The sequence below is a fragment of the Segatella copri genome, assembly GCF_026015625.1.
GTDB classification, from domain to species: Bacteria; Bacteroidota; Bacteroidia; order Bacteroidales; family Bacteroidaceae; genus Prevotella; species Prevotella copri_H.
Genome location: NZ_JAPDVG010000001.1, coordinates 389,363 through 403,689, shown reverse-complemented (window position 1 = coordinate 403,689; position 14,327 = coordinate 389,363). Strand labels below are relative to the sequence as shown.

The following is a 14,327-nucleotide window of genomic DNA, read 5'->3' as shown; positions in this document are numbered from 1 at the left end:
CACAGATTCTATCATTTATCTTATACGAATATAAAAAGGTGTAAACACAATAGAACATAAAATAATGGAAGAAACAAAGAACTTTGATTTGGGACGTGATCAAGAGCAGGAAGAGAAGTCATCTATTGACTTCCAGCTGATTTATTCTACTCTTATCCTCAACTGGAAATGGTTCGTTCTATCACTCATTGTATGTTTGGGATTGGGATATCTCTACATACGTCATGCAAGACCGCAATATCAGGCAACCGCTAAGGTACTGATAAAGGATGACGACCAGAGAAAGAACAGAGGAATGGGTAACAGCATGATTCAGAATGCTGCAAACCTCGGTTTTATTTCAAACTCAAACGGTATAGACAATGAGATTGAAATTCTTTCGGCTCAAGACTTGGCTAACCAGGCTGTAGTAGACATGAAATGCTACGTGAACTATTACCATAAAGGAACCTTCAGGGATCAGTTAGTCTATAAAGAGCAGGAAGTCAGCGTTGACTTAGACCTGGCTCATCTCAAGAAACTGAATGCTCCTATCAAGCTTCTTATAGAGAAAACTGGCAGCCAGTATCAGGTAACAGGTTCATACTACATACCTATAGATGCCTTTTCCTATCAGAAGGATCCTGTAAAGATTGAAAAGACTTTAGCTGGTCTGCCAGCAAGCATCAATACACGTGTAGGAACCCTCTACTTCACTCAGAACGGCAAATACGCATTAAAAGACGGTGAGAGTCTGAAGGTGATTATCGTGTCACCAGAAATGGCGGCTAAGGGCTATACAAAAGCACTGACTGTCAGCCAGACTTCAAAGACTACAACCATAGCCGAACTGGTGATGAAAGATGAAGATCCTCAGCGCAGCATCGACTATCTGAGAACTCTGGTAAATGTTTATAACCGCCAGGCCAACGAGGACAAGAATGAAATTTCTTTCCGCACAGAACAGTTCATCAACCAGCGTCTGGAGAAGATCAACAACGAACTGGGCAATACAGAAGGCCAGCTCGAAAGCTACAAGAAGCGTAACAATGTTGTAGAGATGAAGCTCAACGCAACAGCTGCCATCGCTAACTCAGACACATACGCCCAGAAACTCCAGGAGGCCAACACACAGGTTGAACTTCTGAATGAGCTTGGCAAATACATGAACGAACCTGGCAACAGATATCAGCCTATCCCATCAAACGTAGGTCTGACTGATGAAAGTTCAACAGAACTCATCAACCAGTACAACAAAATAGCCCTGGATCGCAACAACGCTTTGCATGCAGCCAGCGAGACTTCTCCTACAATAACTCCTCTGACCGCACAGTTGGATGCACTCACAACATCTATCAAACGTGCCATGAGACAAGCTAAGCTAGGTATGGAAATCCAGCGTAACAGCATTGCCAAACAAGCTGCCATGTATGCCAACCAAATAGGTAACTCGCCAGAGCAAGAGCGAGTTCTTACACAGATTGGTCGCCAGCAGGAAGTAAAATCTGGTCTTTACCTGATGCTTCTTCAGAAACGTGAGGAAAACTCCATTTCACTAGCAGCAACGGCAGACAAGGGTAAGGTTATCGATGCTCCTTCATTAGAAGGAAAGGTTAGTAGTCCTAAGAATCCTATCATTATGCTGATAGCACTGGTACTGGGTATTGCAATCCCTGCCGGCATCCTCTTCCTGAGAGAATTCTTCAAGTACAAGATTGAGGGACATGAAGACGTGATGAAACTCACTCAGATACCTGTCATTGCCGATATTCCTGTGGCAAGCGACGCTGCCAAGAAGGAAGGAAAGGCAGACATTGTGGTTCACCAGAATGTAAACAACCTGATGGAGGAGATTTTCCGTGGCCTGCGTACCAATATTCAGTTTATGCTGAAAGAAGGTGAGAAGGTGATGATGTTTACCTCTTCTACATCAGGTGAAGGTAAAACATTCGTGGCATCCAATATCGGTATCTCGCTCGCCTTGCTGGGCAAGAAGGTTATCATGGTAGGTCTGGATATCCGCAAGCCACGTCTGGCAGAGCTCTTTGAGATTGACAACCACCATAATGGTATCACCAATCTGATTATACACGACCATAATACATGGGATGACATTCAGAAACAGATTCTCTCTTCGGGTGTCAACAGTAAACTCGACCTCCTTATGGCTGGTCCCGTTCCTCCTAACCCAGGAGAGTTAGTAACCAGAGCAAGCCTTGACGACATTATCAGTCAGTTGAAGGAACATTACGACTATGTTATCCTCGATACGGCTCCTGTAGGTCTTGTAAACGACAGTTTGCAGCTTGGACGTCTGGCTAATCTCTGTGTATACGTCTGCCGCGCAGATTATACTCCAAAGGCTAGTTTCGGCATGATCAATGGTTTGAAAGCCGAGAATAAATTGCCTAACATGTGCTTAGTACTCAATGGCGTCGACCTCTCTAAGAAGAAGCACAGCTTCTATTATGGTGTCGGTAAGTACGGCAAATATGGTAAATATGGCAACTATGGTTCTTATGGATCATACGGCAAGTATGGCAAATATGGAACTTACGGCCAGTATGGCAGCTATGGCAACTATAGCAACAGCCACTATGGCAATGCCAACGACAACAGTATCAAGAAGTAATCAAGAACATACATACAACAAAGAAAAGAGTCTTTCTATCCAGATAGGAAGACTCTTTTAGATTTTAAAAACATTAAGACTATATGGCAACAATTGCAGTAGATTTTGATGGTACAATCGTAACCCACGAGTACCCGAAGATTGGTACAGAGCTACCTTTCGCCACAGAAACATTAAAGATGTTGATTAGAGACCACCACAAGCTTATTCTATGGAGCGTACGCGAAGGAAAACTCCTGGACGAGGCAGTAGAATGGTGTAGAGAAAGAGGAGTTGAATTCTGGGCTGTAAACAAGGATTATCCTGAAGAGAGTCTGGAGAACAACAATCACTTCTCCCGCAAGCTCAAAGCCGACTGGTTCATTGACGACCGAGGTATCGGCGGTTTGCCTGATTGGGGGGAGATTTATCAGATTATCACCAACCATACCAGTTATCGCAGAGTACTGAAACAGAAGTTCGGCGAACAGCAGGAAGCTCCTAAAAAGAAGCATTGGTGGAGCCGCGGATAAAGTGATTCTCCAAAAGGATATCCTAGTAAATACGATAAACGATATCCTGATAGATAAAATAAAAGATATCCCAATAAATAAAAAAGGTGTATTGCTCATTGGCAATACACCTTTTTTTATTGGGATAAATCTAAGAGTCTGAATTAGAAGAACAAGTAGCGGTTATCTACTACATGAGCGTTCAGATAAAGCTCATTCATGAAGTTACCTGCATACTGCATAGCCTTCTGGCGGCACTTCTGCTCGTATGTCTTGTCATCGAACTTAACAGGACGATTAGTCTTGTTAGTAACCTGGAAGAGATAAACACCAGCGTTACCCTTCACAGCATGAGCAGAGAAAGCACCCTTCTTAGTACCTGCAACAGCACCAGAGAGAGCTGGCTCGCTAGCGCCAGTAGCTGCGATGAATACAGGAGCAGCGAAAGTAATCTGGTTTACAGAAGAAACCTTACCACCCTTAGCCTTAGCAGCTGCGATGTTCTTAACACCATTCAACTTAGCCTCAATCATCTCAGCCTTCTTATCCTTGAGCACCTCTGCCTTAACAGTCTCCTTGACAACTGCATCATTCAAATCACGATAACCGATATGATGAATCTTATCAAGAACCACAACCAACAGGTGGTTGTTGTCACCACACTCATAGAGAGGTGAAATCTCACCTTCCTTGCTATCGAAGATCCACTTCAAAGCCTCGCGTGTAGAATGGATGTTTGCTACATAGTGAACAGAAGTTGTAATATCCTTCAAGTCCTGAACCTTGTAACCTTCCTTAGCTGCATTCTTCAAGAGATCCTCTGACTTAGGATTAGCACTTACGAAACTAGAGAACTTGTTGTAAGCAGTACGGTAAGTACCCTGAGAGAAGTCGATAGGCTTCTTGATAACGGCAGCGGTATACTTGCTGACCATTGCCTTGCGGTCGAGAACCTGAAGAACTACATATCCCTGACCCAACTGAAGCTGGTTCAAAGAGTTAACTGCTGCAGTATTCAATGTATTGATGAATGTCTTGTTGTCCTTATCCATAGACTGGGCATACTCATACTGCTTAGTAGTCATCCAAGCCTTGTCACCAGTCTGACCATACTTCTTAGCGATAGCCTCGAAATCAGCACCACCGGCAATAGCGCCCTGAATAGAATCTGCCTTAGTCTTAGCCTCAGCTACTGAGTTAGCAGCAACCTGGATAACACGATACTGTACTGAATCTGGCAATTCCTGCTTAGCTACCAACTTAACGATGTTCAATGTATTGTCACCGGCATTAGCCTTAACAGCAGAAGTAGAACCTACAGCCATAGAATCAAGCTGAGCAGCGATATCACGTGGGAAAGCATCCTTTGAAACAGGAATACCAAGATATGCTACAGTAGAAGCTGACTTACGTACAACCTCTGTAGGATCTGCAGCAGCAGCCAACTGTGAGTGATAACCTGCAAATTCCTTGTTAAGAGCAGCACGGTCTGCATTTGAAGCCTGAACCTCGATATCTACAAACTTGATGTCACGGCTCTCAACAGGCTGCTTGAAGCGTGCCTTGATCTCATCATACTTAGCCTTCAGATCGCTTTCAGAAATCTTTACCTTATCATCCTGGATGTCAGAGTAAGGGAAAGCAGCCAACTGAATCAGGCTCTCTTCATTCTCCTCCTTGAAAGCCATCTTTGCCTCTACAGGGTTTGACAGGAAGCAACCGGCGAGAAGAGCCTGATACTTCTGAGCCAAAATCTGCTGGCGGAGAGTCTTCTCGATGAATGACCAGTAGTTGTAAATCTTGGTATACTGATCCATCATCTGTGCGTTAGCAGATGGGTTAGCCTTCTGTGCCTTGTAGTCTGCCAAGAACTTCTGGAGAGAAGATGCATCGAAACGACCTGTCTGCTGATTAACGAAAGGAGTCTGCTGAAGCATAGGGTTAGTACCTGTCTTCAAGATGTCCTGAAGCTCTGCGTCGGTCACAGTAAGACCCAACTTGCTAGCTTCCTTAGCGATAATCTGGTTCTGGATGTAGGTATTCCATACCATATCCTTCACCTGATTCATCTGCTCTTCAGGAAGATTTTCCTGACCCTGTTGCATTTTAATAACTTCTGAATACTCATCAACGAGCTTCTGGAAATCCTGCACGCTGATTTTTTCGCCCAAAACCTCACCAATCTGCTGGCGCTCATTATTCTTTGCTGAATCGCAAGAGCGGAAAGCTTCCTCGGCAATAAAGGCGAAAAGGCCGAAACTGATGATACAAACCAGTATCACGCCTCTTTTTCTAATTGTTCCTAATGCTGCCATTACGTTTTAATTATTATTATTATTTTTATTTTTTCCTAAGTTTAGATTGAACCACTTTTGATGCTAGTAGCCAATTGTCTGCAAAAATACAAAAATAATACGAGAAAAGGGAATTTTTTGCTATCTTTTTTGACTATTACCTCAAAAAAAGCAAAAAATTCCCTTTTCCTGCTCAGCTATTTGATGATGTGGAGTTTAACAAGCTCTATTTTACGGGATGTTGACTTGATAATCTTGAACTCAAAGTTATCAAACTTAATCACCTCGTTGAGTTTAGGAAAACTCTGATATTCATGCAATATCAAACCGCCTACAGTCATATATTCATCACTTTCCGGCAGTTCAAGACCAAACATATCGTTCACCTTGTCAATCTCCAGTCGTGCAGAAAGGAGATAGTCACCATCATCGGTTTTCTTAGCTACATATTTGGCTGAGTCGTGCTCATCTTCTATATCACCGAAGATTTCCTCCACGATATCCTCCAGACTCACCAAACCGCTAGTACCTCCAAACTCATCAACAACGATACCCAAAGACTTCTTCTGCTGCAAAAAAGTCTGCATCAGTTTCTGTGCCTGCATCGTTTCAGGCACAAAAGGAAGTGTACGGATATGATCCTGCCAACGTGAAGGATGATGGAACAGTTCGGAACTGTGAATATATCCCGCAATATGGTCTATATCCTCTTCATATACTATGATTTTCGAATTACCGCTCTCTATGAATTTCTGCTGCAGTTCTTCGAGAGAAGTATCCATTTCAACTGCCTGAATCTCCGTACGGGGCACCATACAGTCGCGTACTTTAGTATCAGAGAAATCAAGGGCATTCTGGAATATCTTCACCTCATCATTAATTTCATCTTCATTGGTAGCGTTATCGATACTTGACTGCACAAGATAATCAAGGTCTACCTTAGAAAAGCCTTCATCTGTCCCCTCTGCATCCATCTTCATACCCACCAGACGCAGCAGGCACTTACTCAAGAAAGTACTGAACTTGCTGATAGGCCACAATACCACATAGCACAGATAAGCTATCGGACTGAAGATAGAAAGCAAGCGGTTCGGATTAGACTTGAAAAGCGTCTTTGGCAGAAACTCACCTGTAAAGAGTACTATCAGCGTAGACAGAATGGTATCTGCAGGCACCGTAAAGGCTGCATCAAAACCTGCGAAAATCGTATTGTCAAAAAGACGGGCTATCAGAATACCATAAACAACAAGGGCTATATTGTTGCCCACGAGCATAGTACTGACAAAGCCATTCGGATGATTATAAAACAAAGATAACAGTCGTTGCGTAAGGCCGTTTTTCTCCTTATCCATCTCCGCCAACATACGGTTAGAAGAGACGAAGGCAATCTCCATTCCGCTGAAGAATGCTGAGAAGACCATCGTAATGAGAATGCCTACGACTAAACTCATATCCACCTGTTCATTCATTATATCTTTTTCTTTTTAATTAGTGCATGATAGGAATCGTAGTGGCTCTGACAGGTGTAGCAGGCTGACGGAAGTTATTCTTGACAGAATCAGGCTGGCTGCTCAAAGTATCGGCAGCACCACCACCTCCTGTCAGGTCTCCCTTTTCAAAGCTACCCTTCGAATTGCTCACATAATAGCGCGTCATCTTTTCATCACTCCAGAAATGAGAACCCTGTAACGTTCTTTCAGGAGTAACAAGTTTACTGAATACGTTACTTGACAATTCGTGCTTATTCTGATCCCAGGTAAGTTGCTCACTATTGAAGCGCAAACCATCTTTGGTCAGGATACTCACCCTACCATAAAGTTTCCATATCTTCTGCTGATCATAATAATAAGCTGTATCACACTGGATATAACTATTAATATGGAATTTCTCATCAAACTGCTCCAGCAAAAGTCCCTTATCAAAGATCCACAAAGATGGATTCTTGCTGGTATTCACCTCCCACCGTTCTGTTACGATGCGATATTTCATAACTCCCGAGTCGCTTACCAATGTATTTACACCATACGACGTCATCATCGCCACCGAGTCTTGCGGACGGATGGCGGGCGCAGTATGTTCTACCTGGTTCTGGCAACCAGCCAAAATCAGGAACATCAGGATACCGACAACATAAGAGCCTTTTATTCTATACATTATTATATAGAGATTCTATACATTATTATATATAAGTGGAAGATTAATCCATCTTCCACTTCTTAAACCAATCCTCGTTGAATGTGAATCCGATATTAATACGGAAAGAATTTTCCTTAATCAGATCCTTAGCCGAACTCTTCACCCACTGACCGCTGATATTCAGCATAGAGCGGTTGTTATAAGAGTTCATGATAGGAATACCGAAACCGGCACTTACAGAGATTTCCTTCGGACCATCAACACCATTCATCTTATAATAAGGTGTGGCGTAGCTGGCACCTACACGATACTGAACACGCTTGAAGAAAGCACGGCTGCGCTCTCCATAGCAATACTGGGCACCGAGATTGAACTTGCTTCTATCCTTGTAGATACCATTTTTCAAGGCGTAGTTGGTTCCATCGAAACTAGGATACCCCAAGCTACCCCACTTCTGCAGACTATAATCAAAGCCAACCTTCCACTGGTTGTTATGATTCCACATCACACCCGCACCAATCATAGTAGGCAACTCGTAAGCCTTGCCGATAGAGTAAGCGGTGGTATCGGTAACACCGTTCTGGGTATCATTAGAAATGATTTTCATATCAGCAGAAGCTCCCAGACCATGTCCTGGTGAGAAGGTGACACCTACGGTAGCCCAATCTTTCTTTGAGAACTGATGGGTATACTGTACACCGAAATCAACCTTATAGCTGTTCACCTGCATAGAATAGTAGCGGGTGAGGGTCTTGTAATAAGAATTGCTGTAGCTGTTTGATACACTTCTGTCTATACTACCCCAGAGATATGAGAAGTTGGCACCTACGGCCAAGCCCCTGACCGGTTCCCAACCAGCACCGATGTATGCCTGATGCAAACCACCATCGCCTGAATAAGTATTAGTATAGTAAGCTTCCTTGTCAGCATTCACCCATTCTGATGCAGAATAATTATAGCCCACATTGGTAAAAGGAATGATACCGAAGCTCATACCTACATGTGGCAGCAAGCGGAAGCCTGCAACAACATACTCAAAATTTGAGTTGTTGGCATTCTTCTTCACACCATTCTCTTCAAAATTTGTCACCTGACCAGAGATACCGGCATCAAGGATGAAAGTCATAGAATCAATCGAAGCATAAGATGCAGGGTTGAGATAGTTTACCTGATTATGCTCATGAAAGCCAAGACCGACTCCATTCATACCGCGATTAAAACCAGAAGTCTGGTCTGACAAGATGCCAAGACCATACTGGCTGTATGGCGAATTAGTACCACTTTGGGCATTAACCATAAGGGCTGAACCCAACAATAGGGTTGCTAAAAAAAGCTTTCTCATTCTTTAATAATCATTCAAAATTATATTCAGAGTGCAAAAGTATTAAAAAAAATCTAGAAAAAAGAAGGATAATTGAAAATAATAAGGTATTTTTGCATCGTGAAACGTTTTAAGCATATTTTTAGTGCCATTTTAGCAGTAATTTTAATCAATTTAACTACTGAAGTGGCTGCACAGGATTTTTCAAGAGACAAGGACTCTGATATTTCTGTGCAGAACAGTCGTGTCAATGAAGAAGCTACTGCGTGGCTTGATTCTGTTGACATTTCTCTCCTGACTTGCGGACCAGGCCAGGAGGTGTGGTCGTATTATGGACATACCGCTCTCCGCATCCAGAACAAAGCTATGGGAACGGATGTTGCCGTCAACTGGGGTATGTTTAGTTTTAACCAAAGTTGCTTTGTACTCCGTTTTGTTTTCGGACTCACCGATTACCAGATCGGCATCTACCCGATGAGCGACTTCATTGCCGAATATGCACATGAAGGTAGATGGGTAAGACAGCAGCGCCTCCGTCTCTCCCGTACAGAGAAACTGGGAATTCTGAGAAGCATCGACAAGAATGCACAGCCGGAGAACCGCGTATACCGCTACAATTTCTTCTATGATAATTGTACGACCCGGGCACGCGAGATGATTCTCTCCAACATTGGAAACCAGAGTACCAACTTTAAAGATATCCCTACCCCTTCTACCTACAGGGAAGAGATTCACAAGCTCAACGGACAGCACCGCTGGGCAAGATTCGGCAATGACCTCCTTTTGGGTTGTCAGGCAGACCGCCCTATCACACAAAGAGAATGGGAATTCTTGCCAGACAATCTGAGCAAAGACTTTGCCACAGAAGGAAGAACCGACTTTATTGATGCATCTCAGACTGCAGACGGCAAGACCAATGCAACAAGTGCCAGCGGCTATATCACTCTGGTAGATGAAACATCCGATATCATCCCAGCCCAGGCACAAATAACAGACGATGCTCCTGTTACACCACAAATGATAGCCATAGCTCTGGCAATCATCATCATAGGAACAACGGTAAGAGAATGTGTAAAAAAGAAAAACTACTGGTGGTTTGATGCCATCCTGCTTGTCCTGACAGGATTACCGGGACTGATTCTCTTTACCATGATCTTCTCGCAGCATCCTACTGTACAGATAAATTTCCAGATTCTGATACTGAATCCGCTCAACCTCATCTTTGCCTGGAAGACTGTCAAGAGGATGAAAGCATGTCGTCAGTATTGGTATTTCGAACTCCTGGGATGGCTTCTGCTCATAGCCCTGTTCATGCAGATATGGCAGAACTATGCTGAGGGTATGAGTATTTTGGCACTTTCTTTGCTAGCGAGATACTGCGTCAAGTCGACCATGATGGATTTAAGTCCAAACAATTACGGTCTACAGAAGCATATCGTAAAGAAATTCAGAAAGAATAAATAGACATTAAAATATACGTAAGGAAACGATTGGCGCAACATCGTTTCCGAACAGAAGAAGACAAACAACAATGATGGTAAACAGATATATCACAGCCCTTTTGGTTGTCCTGGCGGCAACCGGCATGGAGGCGCAGACTTATCAGCAGGCGCTGAAGTTTGCGCTTACGGATATATCCTACGATGAATTCATCCAGCAACCGGAGGCGAAGGCATTGGAGGAGGACATTCTCTGCGTGCTCAAAGCCATCAAAGCGGCATCAGAAGATGAGAGCATCGCAACGCATCATCCTATCCTGTCGGCAACACTTGCCGCCAATTCTTCTGACATTCTGACAGGCATTCATTCACATATTTATTATGATTCCCCTACGGAGCATAGATACAAAGTTCCGTATGGGAGTATTGTTATTCGAGGTCCAAACTGCTGATTTTATGCTTTCTGTAAGCAAAACTCAGAAGATTTGCCATAAAAACAGGTAATAATTGGCAATTCCTTGCAGATTTACAGATATTTTTAGTAAATTTGCAAGCTAGTAATAAACAACAGGAGATTTTACTCCCAAACATCATCGAATAATAATAAAAAATAAATATACAATGAACTTTAACAAAATTCTCCAGTCATTGTTTGGCAACAAGTCAACTCGCGATATGAAGTTGATCCAGCCAATCGTAGAAAAGATCAAGGCAGAGTATCCTAAGATGCAGGCCTTAAGCAATGACGAACTTCGTGCAAAAACAAAAGAACTTCAGAAGTACGTACAGGAGTACGCCAAGGAAGAGAAGGCTAAGATTGCTGAACTCAAGGCTAAAATTGAAGACACTCCTATCGATGAGCGTGAAGGTATCTTCAACCAGATCGACAAGTTAGAGCAGGAAGCACTCGACAAGTATGAGGAAGCCCTCAACGAGGTTTTGCCTCAGGTTTTCGCTATCGTTAAGGATACTGCTCGCCGTTTCGCTGAGAACGAGGAAACAATAGTTACTGCTACCGACTTCGACCGCGAGTTGGCTTCTAATCCAGCTAACGACTTCGTTACCATCGATGGCGACAAGGCTATCTATCACAACCACTGGACAGCCGGCGGTAATGATATGAAGTGGGAAATGATTCACTACGATGTACAGCTCTTCGGTGGTGTTGTTCTCCATCAGGGTAAGATTGCCGAGATGGCTACCGGTGAGGGTAAGACCCTTGTAGGTACAACACCTATCTTCCTGAATGCCTTGACTGGCAATGGTGTTCACGTCGTTACCGTGAACGACTATTTGGCTAAGCGTGACTCTGAGTGGATGGGACCTCTCTATATGTTCCACGGTCTCTCTGTAGATTGTATCGACAAGCACCGTCCTAATTCCGACGAGCGTCGCAAGGCATACCTGGCAGATATCACCTTCGGTACCAACAACGAGTTCGGTTTCGATTATCTTCGCGATAACATGGCTACCAACCCAGCCGACCTGGTACAGCGCCAGCACAACTACGCCATCGTCGATGAGGTCGACTCAGTATTGATTGATGATGCCCGTACCCCATTGATCATCTCTGGTCCTATTCCTAAGGGCGACGACCAGATGTTTGAGCAGTATCAGCCATTGGTTGAGAAACTTTATGAGGTACAGCGCAAGCAGGCTACAGAATTGCTCGCCGAGGCTAAGCAGAAGATTAACGAAGGTACAAAAGCTAAGAATCAGGAACTCCTTGATGAAGGCTTCCTCGCACTCTTCCGTTCTTACAAGGCATTGCCTAAGAACAAGCCATTGATCAAGTATCTTTCTGAGGAAGGTATCAAAGCTGGTCTGCTGAAGACCGAGGAGTACTACATGGCAAACAACAACCGTGAGATGCCTAAGGCTACTGAGCCATTGTACTTCGTAGTAGACGAGAAAATGAATTCTGCCGACCTTACCGATAAGGGAACCGACTGGTTGGCTAAGCAGGTAAACGACAAGGAACTCTTCGTATTGCCTGATATCACAACAGAAATGAGTGAACTCGAGGCACGTACAGACCTTACCGACCAGGAGCGTCTTGACAAGAAAGACGAGATGCTGGCTCACTATGGTGTACAGAGCGAACGTGTTCACACCTTGCAGCAGCTCCTGAAGGGTTACACCATGTTCAATAAGGACGACGAATATGTTGTCATGGACGGACAGGTGAAGATTGTGGATGAGCAGACAGGACGTATCATGGAAGGCCGTCGCTGGAGCGATGGTTTGCACCAGGCTATTGAAGCTAAGGAGCACGTAAAGGTAGAGGCTGCTACACAGACCTTTGCTACCATCACACTTCAGAACTACTTCCGTATGTACCACAAACTCGCAGGTATGACCGGTACAGCAAGTACAGAGTCAGGTGAGTTCTGGGATATCTACAAACTCGATGTTGTTGAGATTCCAACCAACCGCCCTATCCAGCGTAAGGACTTGGATGACCGTGTATACAAGACTGCCCGCGAGAAATATCGTGCAGTTATCGACGAAATCGAGGAAACACGTAATGCTGGCCGCCCAGTCTTGGTAGGTACAACATCTGTCGAGATTTCTGAGTTGTTGAGCAAGATGTTGAAGATGCGCAACATTCCTCATAATGTATTGAACGCTAAGCTGCACCAGCAGGAGGCTCAGATTGTAGCCGAGGCAGGTCGCTCAGTAAACGGTAAGGGTGCCGTAACCATCGCTACCAACATGGCAGGTCGTGGTACCGATATCAAGCTGACTCCTGAGGTAAAGGCTGCAGGTGGTCTTGCCATCATCGGTACAGAACGTCATGAGAGCCGCCGTGTAGACCGTCAGCTCCGTGGTCGTGCCGGTCGTCAGGGTGACCCAGGTTCTTCTGTATTCTATGTATCATTGGAGGATAAGCTGATGCGTCTGTTCGCTTCAGAGCGTATCGCCAAGGTTATGGATCGTCTCGGTTTCGAGGATGGCGAGCGTATCGAGAGCCCAATGATCAGCAAGAGCATCGAGCGTGCTCAGCGCAAGGTTGAGGAAAACAACTTCGGTATCCGTAAACACCTCTTGGAGTATGATGACGTGATGAACCGTCAGCGTACCGTTATCTACGAGAAGCGTCGCCACGCCCTCATGGGTGAGCGTATCGGTATGGATATTGCCAACATCATCTGGGACCGCGTATTGAACATCGTCAACAACAACGACTTCTTCGGTGCCAAGGAAGAGTTCCTGAAAGTTCTCGCTATGGAGATTCCATTCAACGAGGATGAGTATGAGAACGGCAGACGTGAGGATTTGGCAGAGCGTGCTTTCCAGGAGGCTATGGCTACATTCAAGCGTAAGACAGACCGCATCCAGGCTACAGCTATGCCTATCATCAAGCAGGTATACGAAAACCAGGGTGCTATATACGAGCGCATCATGGTGCCTATCACAGACGGCAAGCGCATGTACAATATTCCTTGCAACCTCAAGGAGGCATACGAGAGCGAGGCTAAGAACGTAGTTAAGGAGTTTGAGAAGAGCGTTGTTCTCCAGATTATCGATGACGACTGGAAGGAGAACCTCCGCAAGCTCGACGAACTGAAGCACTCTGTACAGAATGCAAGCTACGAGCAGAAGGATCCTCTCCTCATCTTTAAGTTGGAGAGTGCCAAGGTTTGGGATGCCATGATCAATGACATGTACGACCGTATTGCAAGTATCCTGATGCGTGGTCAGATTCCAGTAATGGAGCAAGAGCAGCCAGTTCAGGAGGCAGCTCCTGAGCAGCACACTCAGCAGAACTATGTAGAAAGCAAGGTAGATTTGGATGCAGAGCGTGAGGCACAGGAGGCAGCTGCTAACCAGGATACCCGAGAGGGCGCACAGGTAAACCGCACTCCTTACCGTGCAGAGCACATGCCACGTCCTAACGACCCATGTCCATGCGGAAGCGGCAAGAAGTTTAAGAACTGCCACGGCAGAAACCTGTAATCACAGAAAATGATGATGCTCTTATATATATAATAAGGTATAAGAACATCCATCATCAGAAATAATGATAAGAAT

General features: G+C 44.5%; 9 protein-coding genes. 5 read left to right on the top strand and 4 right to left on the bottom strand.

Annotated features, from left to right (window positions below; genetic code table 11):
• Nucleotides 1-64: 64 nt before the first annotated feature.
• Both ONT19_RS01835 and ONT19_RS01830 read left to right on the top strand, forming a co-directional pair.
• On the top strand, nucleotides 65-2,611 hold the full coding sequence (locus ONT19_RS01835; RefSeq protein ID WP_264952428.1) for a GumC family protein: 2,547 nt from the start codon (nucleotides 65-67) through the stop codon (nucleotides 2,609-2,611).
• An 83-nt stretch (nucleotides 2,612-2,694) separates the two neighbouring features.
• On the top strand, nucleotides 2,695-3,123 hold the full coding sequence (locus ONT19_RS01830) for a BT0820 family HAD-type phosphatase (protein ID WP_006846429.1): 429 nt from the start codon (nucleotides 2,695-2,697) through the stop codon (nucleotides 3,121-3,123).
• A 143-nt stretch (nucleotides 3,124-3,266) separates the two neighbouring features.
• Here the strand turns inward: ONT19_RS01830 and ONT19_RS01825 are convergent, their stop codons facing one another.
• From ONT19_RS01825 to ONT19_RS01810, 4 genes are all read right to left on the bottom strand, one after another.
• Nucleotides 3,267-5,417 carry a peptidylprolyl isomerase gene (locus ONT19_RS01825; protein ID WP_203054770.1) on the bottom strand — a complete coding sequence of 717 codons (2,151 nt, stop codon included), beginning with the start codon at nucleotides 5,415-5,417 and terminating at the stop codon, nucleotides 3,267-3,269.
• A 176-nt stretch (nucleotides 5,418-5,593) separates the two neighbouring features.
• The gene (locus tag ONT19_RS01820; protein WP_117727113.1) at nucleotides 5,594-6,865 is read right to left on the bottom strand and encodes a hemolysin family protein; all 1,272 of its coding nucleotides are present in this window, start codon (nucleotides 6,863-6,865) and stop codon (nucleotides 5,594-5,596) included.
• 19 nt (nucleotides 6,866-6,884) lie between these two features.
• On the bottom strand, nucleotides 6,885-7,550 hold the full coding sequence (lptC, locus tag ONT19_RS01815) for an LPS export ABC transporter periplasmic protein LptC (RefSeq protein WP_022120994.1): 666 nt from the start codon (nucleotides 7,548-7,550) through the stop codon (nucleotides 6,885-6,887).
• A 43-nt stretch (nucleotides 7,551-7,593) separates the two neighbouring features.
• Nucleotides 7,594-8,874, bottom strand: coding sequence for a hypothetical protein (locus ONT19_RS01810; protein ID WP_264952430.1), 1,281 nt, complete (start codon nucleotides 8,872-8,874; stop codon nucleotides 7,594-7,596).
• A 165-nt stretch (nucleotides 8,875-9,039) separates the two neighbouring features.
• Between ONT19_RS01810 and ONT19_RS01805 the strand changes: the two genes are divergently transcribed.
• The 3 genes from ONT19_RS01805 to secA all read left to right on the top strand — a co-directional run bounded on the left by ONT19_RS01805 (nucleotide 9,040) and on the right by secA (nucleotide 14,252).
• Nucleotides 9,040-10,317, top strand: coding sequence for an Lnb N-terminal periplasmic domain-containing protein (locus tag ONT19_RS01805; RefSeq protein WP_234564548.1), 1,278 nt, complete (start codon nucleotides 9,040-9,042; stop codon nucleotides 10,315-10,317).
• A gap of 67 nt (nucleotides 10,318-10,384) precedes the next feature.
• Entirely contained in the window at nucleotides 10,385-10,744 is a 360-nt protein-coding gene (locus ONT19_RS01800) for a hypothetical protein (protein ID WP_234564549.1), read from the top strand.
• A 169-nt stretch (nucleotides 10,745-10,913) separates the two neighbouring features.
• Nucleotides 10,914-14,252 carry a preprotein translocase subunit SecA gene (gene secA / locus ONT19_RS01795; protein WP_022120998.1) on the top strand — a complete coding sequence of 1,113 codons (3,339 nt, stop codon included), beginning with the start codon at nucleotides 10,914-10,916 and terminating at the stop codon, nucleotides 14,250-14,252.
• Nucleotides 14,253-14,327: the final 75 nt, after the last annotated feature.

Coding starts and splice junctions, on each gene's coding strand:
- ONT19_RS01835 (WP_264952428.1), top strand. CDS start 65: ATGGAAGAAACAAAGAACTTTGATTTGGGACGTGATCAAGAGCAGGAA.
- ONT19_RS01830 (WP_006846429.1), top strand. CDS start 2,695: ATGGCAACAATTGCAGTAGATTTTGATGGTACAATCGTAACCCACGAG.
- ONT19_RS01825 (WP_203054770.1), bottom strand. CDS start 5,417: ATGGCAGCATTAGGAACAATTAGAAAAAGAGGCGTGATACTGGTTTGT.
- ONT19_RS01820 (WP_117727113.1), bottom strand. CDS start 6,865: ATGAATGAACAGGTGGATATGAGTTTAGTCGTAGGCATTCTCATTACG.
- lptC (WP_022120994.1), bottom strand. CDS start 7,550: ATGTATAGAATAAAAGGCTCTTATGTTGTCGGTATCCTGATGTTCCTG.
- ONT19_RS01810 (WP_264952430.1), bottom strand. CDS start 8,874: ATGAGAAAGCTTTTTTTAGCAACCCTATTGTTGGGTTCAGCCCTTATG.
- ONT19_RS01800 (WP_234564549.1), top strand. CDS start 10,385: ATGATGGTAAACAGATATATCACAGCCCTTTTGGTTGTCCTGGCGGCA.
- secA (WP_022120998.1), top strand. CDS start 10,914: ATGAACTTTAACAAAATTCTCCAGTCATTGTTTGGCAACAAGTCAACT.